Source organism: Propionibacterium sp. (genome assembly GCF_047719395.1).
GTDB lineage: Bacteria > Actinomycetota > Actinomycetes > Propionibacteriales > Propionibacteriaceae > Propionibacterium.
In genome coordinates, this window is sequence record NZ_JBDNTB010000005.1 from 24,312 (window position 1) to 38,549 (window position 14,238).

12 protein-coding genes are annotated in these 14,238 nt (G+C 65.2%); 8 read left to right on the forward strand and 4 right to left on the reverse strand.

Features of this window, described 5'->3' with window-relative positions:
- Positions 1 to 623: 623 nt before the first annotated feature.
- The 3 genes from ABF648_RS01475 to rpiB all read left to right on the forward strand — a co-directional run bounded on the left by ABF648_RS01475 (position 624) and on the right by rpiB (position 2,818).
- A complete protein-coding gene (locus tag ABF648_RS01475; RefSeq protein ID WP_415630518.1) occupies positions 624 to 1,391 on the forward strand; it encodes a VIT family protein in 768 nt (255 codons plus the stop codon).
- A 21-nt stretch (positions 1,392 to 1,412) separates the two neighbouring features.
- Positions 1,413 to 2,255 carry a class I SAM-dependent methyltransferase gene (locus tag ABF648_RS01480; RefSeq protein WP_415630519.1) on the forward strand — a complete coding sequence of 281 codons (843 nt, stop codon included), beginning with the start codon at positions 1,413 to 1,415 and terminating at the stop codon, positions 2,253 to 2,255.
- A gap of 86 nt (positions 2,256 to 2,341) precedes the next feature.
- Positions 2,342 to 2,818, forward strand: coding sequence for a ribose 5-phosphate isomerase B (rpiB, locus tag ABF648_RS01485; RefSeq protein ID WP_415630520.1), 477 nt, complete (start codon positions 2,342 to 2,344; stop codon positions 2,816 to 2,818).
- A gap of 107 nt (positions 2,819 to 2,925) precedes the next feature.
- On the opposite strand, the gene ABF648_RS01490 is transcribed toward rpiB, so the two are convergent.
- From ABF648_RS01490 to ABF648_RS01505, 4 genes are read right to left on the reverse strand one after another with little or no spacing between them, the layout of a single operon-like run.
- Complete coding sequence (locus tag ABF648_RS01490) at positions 2,926 to 4,278, reverse strand: sulfate adenylyltransferase subunit 1 (RefSeq protein WP_415630521.1); 1,353 nt, start codon at positions 4,276 to 4,278, stop codon at positions 2,926 to 2,928.
- Positions 4,278 to 5,207 (reverse strand): sulfate adenylyltransferase subunit CysD, encoded by a 930-nt coding sequence (cysD, locus tag ABF648_RS01495; protein ID WP_415630522.1) that lies wholly within the window; start codon positions 5,205 to 5,207, stop codon positions 4,278 to 4,280. The genes ABF648_RS01490 and cysD overlap by 1 nt, the downstream gene beginning before the upstream one ends.
- On the reverse strand, positions 5,189 to 6,076 hold the full coding sequence (locus ABF648_RS01500; RefSeq protein ID WP_415630523.1) for a phosphoadenylyl-sulfate reductase: 888 nt from the start codon (positions 6,074 to 6,076) through the stop codon (positions 5,189 to 5,191). Before ABF648_RS01500 ends, cysD begins: the two co-directional genes overlap by 19 nt.
- Positions 6,073 to 7,752: a nitrite/sulfite reductase gene (locus ABF648_RS01505; protein ID WP_415630524.1), complete on the reverse strand. Its 1,680-nt coding sequence runs from the start codon at positions 7,750 to 7,752 to the stop codon at positions 6,073 to 6,075. Before ABF648_RS01505 ends, ABF648_RS01500 begins: the two co-directional genes overlap by 4 nt.
- Before the next feature lie 820 nt (positions 7,753 to 8,572).
- Here ABF648_RS01505 and ABF648_RS01510 point away from each other — a divergent pair.
- From ABF648_RS01510 to ABF648_RS01530, 5 genes are all read left to right on the forward strand, one after another.
- Positions 8,573 to 9,604, forward strand: coding sequence for an extracellular solute-binding protein (locus ABF648_RS01510; RefSeq protein ID WP_415630525.1), 1,032 nt, complete (start codon positions 8,573 to 8,575; stop codon positions 9,602 to 9,604).
- The gene (locus tag ABF648_RS01515) at positions 9,601 to 10,488 is read left to right on the forward strand and encodes an ABC transporter permease (protein WP_415630526.1); all 888 of its coding nucleotides are present in this window, start codon (positions 9,601 to 9,603) and stop codon (positions 10,486 to 10,488) included. The genes ABF648_RS01510 and ABF648_RS01515 overlap by 4 nt, the downstream gene beginning before the upstream one ends.
- Complete coding sequence (locus ABF648_RS01520) at positions 10,478 to 11,287, forward strand: sulfate ABC transporter permease (RefSeq protein WP_415630527.1); 810 nt, start codon at positions 10,478 to 10,480, stop codon at positions 11,285 to 11,287. Before ABF648_RS01515 ends, ABF648_RS01520 begins: the two co-directional genes overlap by 11 nt.
- Complete coding sequence (locus ABF648_RS01525) at positions 11,284 to 12,309, forward strand: sulfate/molybdate ABC transporter ATP-binding protein (protein WP_415630528.1); 1,026 nt, start codon at positions 11,284 to 11,286, stop codon at positions 12,307 to 12,309. The genes ABF648_RS01520 and ABF648_RS01525 overlap by 4 nt, the downstream gene beginning before the upstream one ends.
- 378 nt (positions 12,310 to 12,687) lie before the next feature.
- Entirely contained in the window at positions 12,688 to 14,232 is a 1,545-nt protein-coding gene (locus tag ABF648_RS01530; RefSeq protein ID WP_415630529.1) for a Re/Si-specific NAD(P)(+) transhydrogenase subunit alpha, read from the forward strand.
- Positions 14,233 to 14,238 lie beyond the last annotated feature (6 nt).

A 14,238-nucleotide genomic window follows, 5' to 3' on the forward strand; every position in this document is an offset into this window, starting at 1 on the left:
ACCATAGAACAGAAGTCTTGCAGGTGCGGAACCTACGTAGAGGTAGGACCATTCCAGGACCCGGACGGGGCTCAGGTGGCTGGCAAGTCTCTGAAACCAGCGGCGTGTGGTTTGCGCCAATCAGGCAGCGCGGCCATCAGATGATGTTCCTGGAAGGAAGGTATCCGCCCTTGCCAGAGGAACTCCCTGGTATGCAGTTGTTGCGAACTGATTCTCGCCGTCCTGGTTGAAGGAAGAGCCCGCTGATGGTAGCGGTAATCGTGCCTGATATCTGGCATATGTCAATTATTGGTTCAGAAATGGTTGTCAGCCCTCACGCAGGTGCTGTTGCACGGCCTTTTGCACAGGAGGTCATCTCCGGTTCGCCGCTCTGCGGGTCGGTCACCAGCTCAGCAGATGTGCGCACCAGATGGCCGCTCGCATCGTCGTCGCCATATCAGCTCCGGGAAGGCACAATCGAAGTTCCCGCCCGGCATCCCACGGTGAAGGACCAGCGATCCAGGATGGCACAATTGTTCGGCGGAGCGCCTCAGCAGCAGGCCAGATGCCGGGAGCCATGGGATCGCCCTGATGCACTTTCGGGTTCGCCACCTGGCTTCCCATGACGATGTTGGTGAGGATGGATGATGACCGAAGACGGCGCTGACAGGAAGCAGGCTGACAGGAAGCAGGGCGCGAGCACGCGCCACATACCGCACCCGGAGGATGCCGACCAAACTTCGGCCAACACGCTGAACTGGCTGCGGGCAGGGGTGCTCGGCGCCAACGACGGCATCGTGTCGACGGCAGGTCTCGTGATGGGCGTTGCAGGCGCCAGCACCAACGTGCAGGTCATCCTGGTTGCCGGCGTCGCGGGACTCGTGTCCGGTGCGTTGAGCATGGGTGCTGGGGAGTACATATCGGTGAGCACCCAGCGCGACTCGGAGCGCGCCATGATCACCACCGAGAAGCAGGAACTCGCCACGGACCCGGAGGGTGAACTGGCCGAGTTGACCGGGATGTACGAGGAAAAGGGTCTGTCCCACGAGCTCGCGACGAAGGTCGCCGAGGAATTGACCGCGCGCGATGCACTGGCAGCCCACGCCGAGGTGGAGCTCGGTATCGACATGGAGGAGCTCGCGAACCCATGGCAAGCTGCCCTCGCCAGCGTGGTGAGTTTCTCGGTGGGTGCCCTGGTGCCGCTGGTCTTCATCCTGTTGTCGCCGCCATGGGCACGGCTGTGGGCGACGGTGGTCGCCGTGGCGATTGCGCTGGCGGTCACGGGAATCGTGAGTTCGAAACTGGGGCATTCGCCTGCTCGGGCTGCCACGATCCGCAATGTTGTCGGCGGTTTCGTGGCCATGGGCGTCACCTTCGGAATCGGCACCCTCATTGGCCGGGGCGTCGCATGACGTGTGTGGTGGTGAGCCGTGATGAGTGATCCACATCCCTTCGCGCAGCGCTGGAACCACAACACCCACTACTACCCGCGCATCGCGGAGCTGGTGGAGGGCCGCCACCTGGTACTGGACGTGGGCTGCGGCGAGGGCACGCTGGCGCGCTATTTGGCGACGGGGGACACCGGCGTCGCGCAGGGTGCTGCTGGTGGCGGATCGTCGTCTGGGGCCCCTGGGACTGGCCCTTCGGATGACCAGGAGATTCCCAGCAGAGACGGCGGGGCCGGAGCGGCCCAGAATCTGGCACCAGTTGAAACTGACAGCCCTCTCGATGTCCACGACGCAACCCAGCCTGTTCAAGGCACTGGACATGACCGAGCTGCTGCTGCGCCCGGTGGCAGTACCTTCCGGCATGAGGTGATCGGTCTCGACATGGATGCGTCGGTGCTGCCCAAGGACTCGCCAGGAACTCACTTCGTGCTTGCCGACGGCCAGCAGATTCCCTATCCGGCGGGGTGCATCGACGCCGTGGTCTGCGTGGCTGCCCTGCATCACATGAACGCTCGGCTGGCGCTCACCGAAATGCACAGAGTGCTCCGCCCCGGAGGCCGCATCGTGATACTCGGCCTGGCGCATTGGGACTGGCGTCCCCAGGACGTCGCCGCCGACCTGCGAGACCTGGTGGTCAACACCTGGATGCGTACCCGCATGAAGCGCTGGGAACCCGATACCCTCAAGGAACCCGCCGAGTTGAACTGGTCCACCACACGAGCAACTGTCCAGGCGGCGTTGCCCGGGGCGAGCTTTCAGCGAGTGCGCATGTGGCGCTGGCTAGCGGTGTGGGACGACCCAGCGACACCGGGCGCCGCGCTCTCATGAGCAAATGATCATCTTTTGACCGGTTCCGATTCGCGGTCAGCCAAGCCGACGCGCAACAATGGTTCGGGCTTATTTGAGGGGGATGCATGCGGATCGCCATGGGCAGTGACCATGCTGGTTTCGAACTGAAGGAAATTCTGAAGGAGCACGTCGCGCAGCTCGGCCATGACGTGATCGATGTGGGTACTCACAGCCGCGAGAGCACCGACTACCCCACCTATGGTGCGGCTGCCGCACGCAAGGTTGTGGCCGGGGAAGCCGCGGTCGCCATCCTGGTGTGCGGCACCGGCATCGGTATCGGCATCGCCGCGAACAAGGTGCCCGGTGTGCGGTGCGCCATCGTGTCCGACGTGTACTCCGCGCACATGGCGCGTTCCCACAACGAGGCGAATGCGATCGCGCTCGGTGGACGCGTGGTCGGGCCGGGGCTTGCCGAGGACATCGTCGACTCCTATCTGAATGCCGAATTCGCCGGGGGACGCCACGCCGAGCGCGTCGCCATGCTGAACGACCTCGACGCTGCGAGGGCCGAGGAGGGGCCGGCCACTCCGGCCGAGTGCTGATCCTGGGATGGATTCCGCGCGGTTTCGCGCCGGACGCCTGACACCCACATGCGAAAACGCGGGCAGGGCCCCCTGGGCCCCACCCGCGTCCACCGCGTAACAGGAACTCAGAAACTCCAGTCGTCTGAGGGCTCAGCGGCGAAAGTGCCGCCGAAACCCTCATCGCCCTGCACCATGCCGGCGGCAAGGGTCCACCCCGACTGGGGATCCACGAGAACGAATGCACCCCCGCGGCGGGTCTTCTGGTAGCTCTCGGCCATCACGGGCCCGGCCAGGCGGATACTCACCCGGCCGATGTCGTTCAGCTCCAAGGTGTCGCTCGGCGCCGGGCTCATGGTCTCCAGCTCCAGTTTCGCGGTGAGCTCGGACACAATCGCCTTGACCGTGGTGGTGCCATGCTTCAGCAGCACCCGCGCACCGGGCTTCAGCGGTTGCTCGCCCACCCAGCACAGCATCGCGTCGACATTCTTCACCGGTTTCGGCGCATCGGCAGCGGACGAGATGAGCGTGCCGCGCGGCGCGTCGATCTCATCAGCCAGCCGCAGGGACACCGACTGCCCGGCCACCGCCTCGTCCAGCTGCTCGGCGGCGAGGTCGATGCCGACCACAGTGGAGTGCAGGCCCTTGGGCAGCACCACCACCTCGTCGCCGACACGAACTCGGCCGGCCGAAACCTGCCCTGCATAGCCGCGGTACTCGGCATAGCTGGGGTCGATGGCGCCGGACTGCGGACGCAGCACCAGCTGCACCGGGAAGCGGAAACCCTCGATGTCGTCGTTCACAGGAACCAGCGAATCGAGTAGTTCCAGCAGGCTCGGCCCCTGGTACCAGGGCATGTTCGCCGACACGTGCACCACATTGTCACCGCCGAGTGCCGCGGTGGGGATGGTCACAATGCTGCTGATGCCCAGCTCGGTGGCAACCTGGCGTACGTCCTGCGAGATGGCGTCGTAAACGCTCTGGTCGAAGTCGACGAGGTCGATCTTGTTGATGGCCACGATCACCTGCGGCACTCGCAGAAGCGCGGCGACTGCCAGATGACGGCGGGTCTGCTCCAACACGCCGTGGCGAGCGTCGATCAGCAGCACGAGCACATCGGCGGTCGATGAGCCGGTCACCGTGTTGCGCGTGTACTGCACATGCCCCGGGCAGTCGGCCAGGATGTAGGAGCGCTCGGCGGTGGAGAAGTAGCGGTAGGCGACGTCGATGGTGATGCCCTGCTCGCGCTCGGCGCGCAGGCCGTCGGTGAGCAGCGCCAGGTCGACATGACCCAGACCGCGGGCTTTCGACACCCGCTCGACATCGGCGAGCTGGTCGGCCAGGATCGACTTCGAATCGGCCAACAGGCGTCCGACAAGGGTGGACTTTCCGTCGTCGACGGACCCGGCGGTGGCCAGGTGCAGCAGCACCCGGGGTTGCAGGGCGGCAGCGACGGAGTCGGGAACGGTGTCGGTGCTCATCAGAAGTAGCCCTCTTTCTTGCGGTCCTCCATGGCGGCCTCGGACAGCTTGTCGTCGGCGCGGGTGGCACCCCGCTCGGTGATGGTCGTGGTGGCGACATCGGCGAGCACGTCGTCGATGGTCTCGGCATCGGACTCCACGGCCCCGGTGCAGGACATGTCGCCGATGGTGCGGTAGCGCACCCGGCGGGTCACGACCTCTTCGCAGTCGCAGGGCTGGGTGACTGGCGAGACCGGCAGCAGCATGCCATTGCGCTCGAAGACCTCGCGGTCGTGCGAGAAGTACAGGCTCGGCAACTGGATGTTCTCCGCAGCGATGTAGTTCCACACGTCGAGCTCTGTCCAGTTCGACAACGGGAACACCCGCACGTGCTCGCCGACGCGGTGCCGCGGATTGTACAGATTCCACAACTCGGGACGCTGATTCCGCGGATCCCACTGGCCGAACTCGTCACGCAGACTCACCACGCGCTCCTTGGCGCGAGCCTTCTCCTCGTCGCGGCGACCACCGCCGAAGACGGCGTCGAAGCGGTTTTCGGCGATGGCGTCCAGCAGTGGCTGGGTCTGCAGCGGGTTGCGGGTGCCGTCGGCGCGCTCCTGCAGACGACCGTCGTCGATGTAGTCCTGCACCTTGGCCACCACGAGCTTGAGGCCCAGCTTCCGGACGACAGCGTCTCGGTAGTCGAGCACCTCGGGAAAGTTGTGGCCGGTGTCCACGTGCAGCAGCGGGAAGGGCACCCTGCCCGGCCAGAAGGCCTTGCATGCCAGGTGCAGCATGACGACCGAGTCCTTGCCGCCGCTGAACAGCAGGACAGGCCTCTCCAACTCGCCCACCGCCTCGCGGATGATGTGGATGGCCTCGCCCTCGAGGACTGCGAGGTGGGTGAGCGGTTTGGTATTCAATGTTGTGGTCACAGGTGGATCCCGCATTCTGTCTTGGCTACGCCCGCCCAACGGCCGGAGCGGGGGTCTTCGCCGGGGGCGACCGGCTTGGTGCAGGGCTCGCAGCCGATCGACGGGTAGCCCTCGGTCAGCAGCAGGTTGACGGGCACCTGGTGCTCGGACGCGTACCTGGTCATGTCGTCGAAGCTCCAGGCGGCAAGCGGATTGAGCTTGACCATCTGGTGCGTCTCGTCCCACTCGACCAGCTGTGCGTGGGAGCGAAAGGCGTTGTCCTCGCGACGGATGCCGGTGACCCAGGCCTCGTAGCCGGCCAACTCGCGGTTGATCGGTTCGACCTTGCGCATCTTGCAGCACAGCGTGGGATTGCGCGCATACAGCTTCTCGCCGTACTCGGCGTCCTGCTCGGCGACGCTCAGCTCGGGCAGTGCATCGATGATGTTCACGTCGACCGCGGCTTCCAGCGCGTCGCGCGTGCCGATGGTCTCGGCGAAGTGGTAGCCGGTGTTGAGGAACAGCACGTCGACGCCTGGGGAGTACTGCGCGATCAGGTGCGGCAGCACCGTGTCGCCGGCCATCGAACAGGCCACGATCATGGCCTCACCGAACTGCTCGTGTGCCCAGAGCGCGACGTCCTCGGCAGAGGCATCGGCGAGCGCGACGGCGGCCTCATCGGCGATGTACTTCAATTCGGCTGCGGACCGGCGCCGGCCGGGGCCATGGCTCTCGAAACGGCTCTCGGGTTTCCCGGCCTCGGCCTGTTTCTTGGCTGCCGCGCGGTTGGCGATCCGCTGCTTGGCCGCCTCTCGCTGGGCCGCCAGCTGCTCAGCTGGGCTGGGACCGGCCGACTGTCCGGTCGGCGCCTCCGGGCTCGCGGTCCGTGCACTCGTGTCGCTCATCGCAGGCTGTCCTCCTCTGCTCTCTGAACCCACTGGGCAAATGTCTCATCGCTGCTGCGCTCTGCCAGGAAGCTCCTGGTGACGCGTTCCACATAGTCAGGCAGCTCCTTGACGGAGATCTTCAGGCCCCGCAGGGTGCGCCCGAGACCCGCCTCGCCGCGATCCAGCGACTCGAGGCCACCACCCAGGTGCACCTGGAAGTAGAACTGGGTCTTGCCCGCGTCGTCTGGTGCCACCTGTCCCTTGAGGCCGATGTCCGCGATCTGGATGCGTGCGCAGGAGTTGGGGCAGCCGTTGATGTTCAGCGTGATCGGGGCGGGCAGCTCCACACCCTCGAACCGCCTGTCCAAGTCCTCGATGGTCCTGCGGGCCAGTGCCTTGGTCTCGACGAAGGCGAACTTGCAGTACTCCAGGCCGGTGCAGGCCAGCGTGGCGCGGCGGAACGGCCCCGGGTTCGCGGTGAGGCCGATGTCTTCCATGGTGGACAGCAGCTTGTTCACCTTGGTCTTGTAGACGTCCAGCACGACAAGCTTCTGCTGCGGGGTGAAGGTCACGCGGTGCGAGCCGGCGGCCTCGGCGGCCGTGGCGATGTCACCGAGCATCCCGCCACTCAGCCGGCCCACGACAGGGGCGAAGCCGACGAACTTCTTGCCGTTCTTCTGGTCGTGGACGCCGATGTGGTCGCTCGGCCCGGTGGGCTGGGCGGGTGCTGGGCCATCGGGCAGCTGGTAGCCGAGGAACTCGTCCTGCAGGACCTGGCGGAACTTCTCAGGGCCCCAGTCGGCCATCAGGAACTTCAGCCGGGCCTTGGCGCGCAGCCGGCGGTAGCCGTACTCGCGGAACAGCCGGATCATCGCGAACCAGACCTCGGGGGCCTGCTCCTGGGTGACGAAGGCGCCGAGCCGCTTGCCCAGCTTCGGGGCCACCGAGAGCGCGCCACCGGCCCAAAGATCGAAGCCAGGGCCGAGTTCGGGGTGCACCACGCCGACGAACGAGATGTCATTGATCTCGTGCAGGACGTCCAGGCTCGGGGAGCCGGTCATCGCAGTCTTGAACTTGCGCGGCAGATTCGAGATCTCCTCGCGCCCGATGTAGCGCTCGCGGATCGCTTTGGCGACCGGGAGCGGATCGATGATCTCGTCGGCCGCGACACCGGCGACCGGGGAGACGAGGAAGCTGCGCGGAGTGTCGCCGCAGGCCTGCACGGTGGTGAGGCCGACGGCCTCGAGGCGGCGCCAGATCTCGGGGATCGATTCGATGTCGATCCAGTGCAGCTGGAGGTTCTGCCGATCGGTGATGTCGGCGGAGCCGCGGGCGAACTCTGTGGAGATGCCGGCCAGCACCCGCAGCTGGCGGGTGGTGATGGGCTGGCCGTCGATGCGCACCCGCATCAGGAAGTGGGAATCGTTGAGGTCCTCGGGGGCGACGGTTCCGGTGCGTCCGCCCGAGATGCCCTGCTTGCGCTGGGTGTAGACGCCCCACCAGCGCAGCCGGCCGTTGAGATCGTCATCGGGGATGGACTTGAAGCCCTTTTTCGCGTACTCGGTGAGGACCCGCTCACGGACGTGAAGCCCGTTGTCGGCGGCCTTGAAGACCTCGTTGGCGTTGAGCGGATCGTGGCCGTCGACGGCCCACTGGCCCTCGGGGCGTCTCTTGTGAGTAATGGTGGTCATCATTGAGCTCTCGGTCTTGGCCCATGCGTCCGGGGAGCGTGGTCACACGGCCGGGCGCGCGGGCCCGGCGGCATGGTTGGGGGGGAATGATCCAAGTGCTGGGCGCGCGATCAAGCAGCGCGACAACACATGCCGCCAGCGACAGAGGGCCCCTGGAAACTGGGCTGCTGGTCGGACGACACGGCGTCCACTGTAGCAGCGGACTCGGGCGCCTCTGCTGACGTCCGCGGGCAGGACGGTGGGCGGTGTGCATGGGTCGCGATCCATCCGGTCGTGCCCGATGGCTGTCCCACGACGGTGGTCGGTTACCCGCACCGTGTGGAGTCCATCCCGCGTCGGCCACGAGGGCATCGACCACGAGGGCATCGAATTGGTCGTGCGTGCGATCGCGGGGTGGTCCTGCACGGTTCGTCCGGAAACCCCACGGCAGCGTCACCTCGGAACGGCCACAGCAGAGGGGAAGCACACACTGACAGGTGCCTCCATCAGATGGGCACTGCTAGCGATCTGGCCGTCATGAGTTATGGTTGAGCCCATGACTGAACAGCTGCGAATTGCGCCCGTGTCGCGCCGCGCGCTGTGTTGTCTGTGTCCAGCGTGCTGTTGACCTCAACGGTCACTTCCATGTGCGCCATATCCGGTTCCTGTCTTCACGTCTCCGGAATGACCAGACCAGACAAGTTTTGATTCAATTCGGTCATCAGGAGTTTGAGTCCGGACTGGAAGCCATCTGCGCACAATCCGCGTTAAGTACCCCTAAGAAATCTTCACGGAGAATTTGACCCCCAAGAAATCTCCGCTCATCTCCAAAGGATATCGATACATGATCACTCGGCGTTCACTGCTGACCACCACCGCTGCCCTGCTTCCCGCAGTGGGACTGGCCGCCTGCTCCAACGTCCCGAAGGGCCAAAGCGGCGCCAGCGCGGCGTCGGGCACTGTCAAACTGGTCGGCTACTCCACTCCAGCCGCTGCCAACTCGGCGGTCAGCGCAGCGTTCAACAAGACGAGTGCCGGTTCCGGGACCTCCTTCCAGACCTCCTACGGGGCCTCCGGAGACCAGAGCCGCAATGTTGCCAACGGTCAGGCAGCCGACTACGTGCACTTCTCCGTCGGCTCCGATGTCACCCGCCTGTTGGACAAGGGTCTGGTCGCGAAGGACTGGGATTCGGGCACCTACAAGGGAATCGTCACGACGACACTGGTGGCCGTCGGGGTACGCCCGGGAAATCCGCTGGGCATCACCGGCTGGGATGATCTCACCAAGCCCGGTGTGCAAATCGTCACACCCAATCCCAGCTCATCCGGTTCGGCGCGATGGAACATCCTCGCCGTCTGGGCGCACATCGCGTCCCTGGGGGGCAGCGAAGATGACGCCAAGACATTCCTCAACCAGGTGCTGAAGAATACCGTCTCGCTGCCCGGCAGCGGCCGGGACGCCACCACAGCCTTCACCGGCGGCACCGGGAATGTCCTGCTCTCCTACGAGACCGAGGCCATCTATGCCCGCCAGCAGCAGGCGGGGGTCTTCGATTATCTGATCCCCGAAGACACCCTGCTCATCGAAAATCCCGGTGCCGTCACTGTGAATTCCTCGGCGCCATCAAAACCCTGGCTCGATTACGTACTTTCCGAACCTGCTCAGCAGATATACGCCCAGTACGGATTCCGTCCGCTCATCGGCAAGGCCCCCACGGGTATCAAGGGGGTCAACGACGCGAACAATCCCTATCCCACACCCGAGCACCTCTTCACGATCGACAAAGATTTCGGTGGCTGGGCGGCGGCCAACACCAAGTTCTTCGGCGATTCCGGAATTGTGACCCAGGCGCTGTCCCAGGCGGGGAAGTCATGAGTGTCACAGCCGCCGTCGTGGCGGATCCGGACCCGTCGCTCCATGATGACCAGCAGCCCACGAAGAAATCCCGTCGGCGCACCATGAATCCGCGTCGCAAGCTGACCAAGACCTCAGGCCTGGGTCTCGGCATTGCGGTGGTGTGGTTCAGCATTCTGGTGCTCATCCCGCTCGCAGTGGTCGTCGGCACATCCGCCGCGGGCGGCCTGGCAAATTTCATCGCCGCCCTCGCCAATGCCCAGACGCTCAATGCGATCGGGCTCACCGTGACGGTTTCCCTGGTGGTCACCGCACTCAACGTCGTCCTCGGGACGATCATCGCCTGGGTGTTGGTGCGGGACCGGTTCTGGGGACACTCGGTCCTCAACATTGTCATCGACGTCCCCTTCGCGCTGCCCACCATCGTGGCCGGCCTTGTGCTGCTGTCCCTGTACGGGAACAGCTCCCCGCTCGGTGTCAACATCGCCAATACCCGCTGGTCGGTCGGTCTGGCCATCGCCTTCGTGACCCTGCCCTTCGTCGTGAGGTCGGTGCAGCCGGTGCTGGAGGAGCTGGAAACCGATGTCGAAGAGGCTGCCACCTGCTTGGGCGCCGGTGCCCTCGTCACCTTCAGCCGCATCGTGCTGCCCAGCCTCATCCCCGCGATCACCTCGGGAGCGGCGCTCTCCTTCGCCCGCGGGATCAGCGAATACGGATCGATGGTGCTTCTCAGCGGCAATCTCCCCAACAAGACCGAGGTGGTCAGCGTCCGGATGCTGACTCATATTGAGAATGGCGACATGGCCTCTGCCGCGGCGCTGGCCACAGGCATGCTGATCATCGCCGCGGCCGTCATCGTCGCCCTCGATGTGCTACGCAGAACGGTGGATCGTCGTGATTCGTGAACCAGGTCCAGTCAAGTGGATGCTTCGGCTGGTGGCGATCGTCTATGTGGCCCTGCTCGTCGTGTGGCCGATCCTCATCGTCGCGCAGCGCACCTTCGCGCCGGGTTGGCAGGCCATCATGACCTCGCTTTCCAGCCCTGAGGTGCAGCACAGCCTTCAGCTCACCGCTCAGGCGACCTTCTGGTCGGTGCTGTGCAACTTGGTCTTCGGCGTCGGCATCTCGTTGCTGCTGGTGCGCTATGACTTCGCGGGCAAGGGGGTGCTGTCGGTGCTGCTCGACCTGCCGCTGTCGGTCTCCCCGCCTGTCGTCGGTCTCGCACTGATGCTCGTGTACTCGCGTGATTCGCCGGTGGGCAGCTGGCTGTACTCGGCCGGTTACCAGATCATCTTCGCCACACCGGGCATCGTGCTTGCCACCACCTTCGTGGCACTGCCGCTGGTGATCCGGGAGGTCGTCCCCGTGCTCACCGAAATAGGCGACGACCAGGAGGTGGCCGCCACGAGCCTGGGCGCCAGCGGATGGCAGTCTTTCTGGCGGATCACCCTGCCAGGTATCAAGTGGGCCGTGGTCTACGGCGTCGTGCTCACGCTGGCGCGTTCGATTGGCGAGTTCGGGGCCGTCAAAGTGGTCTCCGGGAATATCTCGCTGCAGACCCAGACCTCAACCCTTGTCGTGCAGGACACCTACCAGAACTTCGAGCAGCAGACCGCGTACACCGTGTCCCTGCTGCTCACCCTGGTGGCAGTCGTCTGCATCACAGTCGTCACACTTCTTCGTCCCAAGGAGGACAAGGCATGAGTATCGAGATCCAGGACATCAACAAGAACTTCGGGGACTTCGTCGCCCTGTCACACGTGAACCTGAGCATCCCGTCGGGCAAGATCACTGCTTTGCTCGGGCCCTCGGGTGGCGGCAAGACCACCCTGCTGCGTATCATCGCCGGTCTCGAGGAGGCCGACACCGGCACAGTGAGCATCGAGGGCGTGGACGCCACCGACATGCCGGCGCAGAAGCGCAACATCGGCTTCGTGTTCCAGCACTATGCGGCCTTCAAGCACCTCACCGTGGCCAAGAATGTGGCCTTTGGATTGTCGATCCGGCACAAGCCCAAGGATGAGATCGAGCAGAAGGTGAAAGAGCTGCTGGAATTGGTGCACCTCGACCAGTTCGCGGACCGGCTGCCCTCCCAGCTGTCCGGCGGCCAGCGCCAGCGCATGGCACTGGCTCGTGCACTTGCCATCGAGCCCAAGGTGCTGCTGCTCGACGAGCCCTTCGGTGCCCTGGACGCCAAGGTGCGCAAGGAGCTGCGCGAGTGGCTGCGCCGGCTGCACGAGCATGTGCACGTGACCACCTTGTTCGTGACGCACGACCAGGAAGAGGCGCTCGAACTCGCCGACCAGGTGATCGTGGTCAATCACGGGCGCGTGGAGCAGGCGGGTTCGCCGGTGGAGCTGTACGACGAGCCGGCCAGCCGGTTCGTGATGAGCTTCCTCGGCGAGGTCACCACCCTGGACAGCCACCTCATCCGGCCGCACGACATCACGGTGCACACCTCGCCGGTGCCGGGCACCGTGGCTGGCACCATCGAACGGTCGATGCGGGTCGGCTTCGAGGTGCGGCTGAGCGTGCGCCCCGAGGGTGCGGTCGATGACTCCCGGAATGTCACAGTCAACCTGACAAGGACTTTCGCCAGGGCTCTGGGCCTTGAGGATGGCGGCCAGGTGTGGCTGGAGCCTGAGAAGGGGGCCACCCGTATCCCATTGCTGGAGCCGGTGGCTGTTCCCGAGTCCGGGCAAGAACTTGACTCGGCGGTCGCCTGAGCCAGGTTCCGGCGGTCCTGCAGAAGAAGTGCCCGCCGCACTGCGTGCGAAATCCATCGCGCGGTGGCCCCAGGACCAGAAAGTCGCCACCAGGGCGGAATCCAGTCGATTCCTGTCCGCTCTGACTGGACCAGTCGCGCTCATGGAAGGTCTGGACGGCGGTGCGGAGGAATTCCGGCTGACAATCCTGCCCGCAACTCATACCAGGTGCCACGGATCGGCACGTCACACCGGGTGGCTCACTCCTTGGCGGGCACAGGACTGAAGGCCTCCGGAATATGGGCTGCGACAAGCGATTTCGGGCTTCCGGTGAGCGTCTCACAGGGAGCAGCCGTGGCGGTGTGAGGCGTGTCCGAGGCCGCCGGTAATCTCAGCCCCATGAAAATAGGCATTCCGAGGGAATCGCTGCCCGGCGAACGCCGGGTCGCCGCCACCCCGAAGACATTGCCCCAACTCACCACACTGGGCTACGAGGTTGTTGTCGAGCACGGTGCAGGTGAGCGGGCCTCTCTCCCCGACCACGAATATGAAGCGGCCGGCGCGCAGCTGGCCGACACCGCCACCGTCTGGGGGTGCGACATCGTGCTCGCGGTCAACGAGCCCAGCGTCGAGGAACTGTCCGCAATGCACGCGGGCGCCACCCTCATCACCTTCCTGCACCCCCGGGAGAACCCCGGCCTGGTCGAGGCCCTGCAGAAGGCCGGTGTCACCGGCATGAGTATGGACATGGTGCCCCGCATCAGCCGCGCCCAGTCGATGGACGCGCTGAGCTCCACCGCCAACATCTCCGGTTACCGGTCGGTCGTCGAGGCTGCCTATGCCTACGGACGTACCTTCGGTGGCCAGGTCACCGCGGCGGGCAAGGTCCCTCCGGCAAAGATCTTCGTGATCGGCACCGGCGTGGCAGGTCTTGCCGCACTCGGCGCGGCCAACTCGATGGGTGCCGAGGTGTATGCCACCGATGTGCGACCCGAGACCGCCGAGCAGGTCGAGTCGATGGGCGCCACCTTCGTGCACGTGCGTGCCGCCGGCGCCGACCAGGGCGTGAGCTCCGACGGCTACGCCAAGGAGACCAGCGACGACTTCAACAAGCGCGCCGCCGAGCTCTACGCGGACCAGTGCCAGAAGGTCGATGTCATCGTCACCACCGCGGCCATTCCCGGACGCCCCAGCCCGAAGCTGATCACCGCCGAGATGGTCAGCACCATGAAGCCCGGGTCGGTCATCGTCGACCTGGCCGCACTCGGTGGCGGCAACTGCGAGCTCACCCGCCCGGGCGAGAAGTACACCACCGACAACGGCGTCACGATCATCGGCTACACCGACATGGCAAGCCGGCTGCCCGGCCAGGCCAGCCAGTTGTACAGCACCAACCTGGTGAACCTTCTCAAGCTCGCCACCCCCGAGAAGGATGGCCACCTGGTCGTCGACTTCGACGACGAGGTGCTGCGCACCATGACGGTGGCCAAGGACGGTCAGATCACCTTCCCGCCGCCGCCCATCCAGGTGTCCGCCGCTCCGGTCGCTGCCGCGGCGCCTGCTCCGGTGAAAGCCGAGGCACCCGCGAAACCGCCGAAGCCCTGGTACGTGTCGTTCGCCATCGTCGGCGTGCTGGCCCTGGTGCTCATCGCGCTGCTCACCTTCGCACCGTCCTCATTCCTGGAGCTGTTCGGGGTGTTCGTGGTGGCGGTCGTGGTGGGCTACTACGTGGTCTGGAATGTCACGCATGCCTTGCACACGCCACTGATGAGCGTCACCAATGCCATCAGCGGCATCATCATCGTCGGCGCGATGCTGCAGCTGCCCAAGGACAATCCGGCGATCATGATCATCGCCGCGCTCGGTGTGCTCATCGCATCGATCAACATCTTCGGCGGCTTCTCGGTGACGCGCCGGATGCTCAACATGTTCAGGAAGGCGTGATCACCG

What these genes read in the sequence shown, in the direction of transcription:
- ABF648_RS01530 (WP_415630529.1), top strand. Translation starts at nt 12,688, where the DNA reads ATGAAAATAGGCATTCCGAGGGAATCGCTGCCCGGCGAACGCCGGGTC.
- ABF648_RS01515 (WP_415630526.1), top strand. Translation starts at nt 9,601, where the DNA reads ATGAGTGTCACAGCCGCCGTCGTGGCGGATCCGGACCCGTCGCTCCAT.
- ABF648_RS01525 (WP_415630528.1), top strand. Translation starts at nt 11,284, where the DNA reads ATGAGTATCGAGATCCAGGACATCAACAAGAACTTCGGGGACTTCGTC.
- ABF648_RS01490 (WP_415630521.1), bottom strand. Translation starts at nt 4,278, where the DNA reads ATGAGCACCGACACCGTTCCCGACTCCGTCGCTGCCGCCCTGCAACCC.
- rpiB (WP_415630520.1), top strand. Translation starts at nt 2,342, where the DNA reads ATGCGGATCGCCATGGGCAGTGACCATGCTGGTTTCGAACTGAAGGAA.
- ABF648_RS01510 (WP_415630525.1), top strand. Translation starts at nt 8,573, where the DNA reads ATGATCACTCGGCGTTCACTGCTGACCACCACCGCTGCCCTGCTTCCC.
- ABF648_RS01505 (WP_415630524.1), bottom strand. Translation starts at nt 7,752, where the DNA reads ATGATGACCACCATTACTCACAAGAGACGCCCCGAGGGCCAGTGGGCC.
- ABF648_RS01480 (WP_415630519.1), top strand. Translation starts at nt 1,413, where the DNA reads ATGAGTGATCCACATCCCTTCGCGCAGCGCTGGAACCACAACACCCAC.
- ABF648_RS01500 (WP_415630523.1), bottom strand. Translation starts at nt 6,076, where the DNA reads ATGAGCGACACGAGTGCACGGACCGCGAGCCCGGAGGCGCCGACCGGA.
- cysD (WP_415630522.1), bottom strand. Translation starts at nt 5,207, where the DNA reads ATGCGGGATCCACCTGTGACCACAACATTGAATACCAAACCGCTCACC.
- ABF648_RS01475 (WP_415630518.1), top strand. Translation starts at nt 624, where the DNA reads ATGATGACCGAAGACGGCGCTGACAGGAAGCAGGCTGACAGGAAGCAG.